The organism is Trueperaceae bacterium, assembly GCA_019454765.1.
Classification (GTDB): Bacteria; Deinococcota; Deinococci; order Deinococcales; family Trueperaceae; genus JAAYYF01.
In genome coordinates this window covers 15,913-17,952 of the sequence record JACFNR010000043.1, presented here as the reverse complement: position 1 = coordinate 17,952, position 2,040 = coordinate 15,913, and the positions used below count along the sequence as shown (strand labels likewise).

The 2,040-nt window shown below is 71.8% G+C and carries 3 protein-coding genes; 2 read left to right on the top strand and 1 reads right to left on the bottom strand.

What is annotated here, in order from left to right; translation table 11 throughout:
* Window positions 1-327 (top strand): DNA-3-methyladenine glycosylase I (locus tag H3C53_10985; protein ID MBW7917191.1); only part of this gene is annotated, 327 nt, incomplete at its 5' end.
* Between the two features lie 46 nt (window positions 328-373).
* On the top strand, window positions 374-1,678 hold the full coding sequence (locus tag H3C53_10980) for an MFS transporter (protein MBW7917190.1): 1,305 nt from the start codon (window positions 374-376) through the stop codon (window positions 1,676-1,678).
* Here H3C53_10980 and H3C53_10975 read toward each other — a convergent pair.
* Window positions 1,658-1,924: a ribbon-helix-helix protein, CopG family gene (locus tag H3C53_10975; GenBank protein ID MBW7917189.1), complete on the bottom strand. Its 267-nt coding sequence runs from the start codon at window positions 1,922-1,924 to the stop codon at window positions 1,658-1,660. The two genes, H3C53_10980 and H3C53_10975, sit on opposite strands and share 21 nt — an antisense overlap.
* Window positions 1,925-2,040: the final 116 nt, after the last annotated feature.

The window sequence follows — 2,040 nt, the reverse complement described above, 5'->3', positions numbered from 1 at the left end:
CCCGCCAAGGTGGCCGCCCTCACCGACCAGGACGTGGCCCGCCTCAAGGCGGACCCAGGCCTCATCCGCCACGAGGCCAAGATCCGCGCCACCATCTCCAACGCGGCAGCCACGCTGGCGCTGCGGGCGGAGGGCGGGCTGGTCGAACTCGTCCACTCGTTCGCGGTAGCGCCGGACTCCCCCACGGCCGGCGCGGCAGCGGAGCACCGCACGCGCTCGCCCGAATCGGAGGCCCTCGCGGCCGCCCTCCGCGAACGCGGCTTCCGCTTCGTGGGCCCCACCAACATGTACGCGCTCCTCCAGGCCGTGGGCCTCGCCCCGCGCTAGGCGGCCCGCCTGCCAGATCGCGTTTCCGTCGTATACCTGAGGCACCTTGGCCGCCGCGGAGCCACCACCCAGACCCGAACCGTGGTTCGTCGCCTACGCCCTCCTGGGCGCCGCCGCCGCCGGGCTCGCGCCGCTCCTCCTCCCCCTCTGGGTCAGCCGCGACGGCAACGTGGCCCTCGTCGGTCTCGTGGTCGGCGCCCTCAGCCTCGGCGAACTCAGCGCGCCCCTCTGGGGCCAGCTCGCCGACAAGTACGGCACCTACCGCCTCCTCTTCGCCGGCGGCCTCGCCGCGGCCGGGCTGTCCCTCACGGGCCTGGCGTTCACCCGCCAGCCCGCCGCCCTCACACTGTTAAGCCTCGCCCTCGGTGCCGGCATAGCCGCCACCAGCACCCTCGGCAACCTCTACGTGGTCGAGCGCTTCCCGCAAGACACCTGGGGCGAACGGCTCGGCCTGCTCCAGACGAGCTACGGCGTGGGCCAGGTGGCCGGCCTCGCCCTCGCCGGCCTGCTGAGCACCACCCACCTTGGCCTCGCCATCGGCCTCACCGCCATCGTCCCTTTCGCCGCCCTGCTCTACACCAACGCGCTCCCCCAGATGCCCGGCACGCTCCGGGTCCGCCCCGGCCACAGCCACGTGCACCTCAAGGTCGAACCGATCTTCGCCTCCCTGCTGCACGCCCACCACCTCCCCACCATCGGCACCGCCATCGCCTGGCTCCGCCACGCACCACCCCCCTTCATCCGCTTCCAGACGCTCTGGTTCGTCATCAACACCGGCTCGGCCTTCCTCTTCGCCTTCTACCCCCTCCTCCTGGCGCGCCAGTACGACCTGGCCACCACCACCATCGCCTGGGCCTACGCCGCGGCCGCTGCCCTCGGTCTCCTCCTCTACACCCCCGCCGGCCGTTGGACCGAACGCCGAGGCGCCACCGTGGTCCTCCGCTTCGCCATCACGGTGCGCCTGGTCGCGTTCGCGGCCCTCACCGTCCTCCCGCTCGCCCCCGGCGCCTGGCGCGCCCCCGCCGCCATGGCGCTCTTCACCGTCATCGTGCTCGCCTGGTCGCTCCTCAGCGTGGCCGGCTCCACCCTCACCGCCAACCTGGGCCTCCCCGAGGGCGAAGCCATGGGGCTCTTCTCCGCCAGCGGCGCCCTCGCCGGCGTGGTCGGCGCGCTGCTCGGCGGGGTACTCGTCAAGGTCTTCGGCTACGGGATCCTGCCGCTGGCGGCGACGGTCTTCTTCCTCGGGGGTTTGCTGCTCACGCAGCGAGGCGGGATGCGGCCGCCTGGCGCCGTCAAGGCCGCGCCAGGCCCGACGCCCCCGCGCGGACCTTCAGATGATCCCAGAAGCTGACAAGGCCTGGCGTATGACCTCGGACCGGGACTTACCCTCGGCGGCGGCCCTAGCATCGAGAGCTGCCAACTCGTCCACGGTCAGGCGCACGGCGATCACCTGAGACGGCCCGGCGCCTCGCCCCGGCCGACCACGCCCTCGCTTCTGCAGCGTCTCGGCGTCGAAACCCGCCTCCGCCTCGGCGACCCAGGCAGCGATCTGCTCTTCTGTTACCGGGACACCATCGATCGTCTCGTTCGAGGACACGTGATCAACGTATTACGAAAACATCTCGCGTACAATTCGCGATTCGCGAATGTCGAATGTACCTCCGTCAGAGCGCGACCCCCAGTCCCAGCCCCGGACCCAACACCCACCACCTG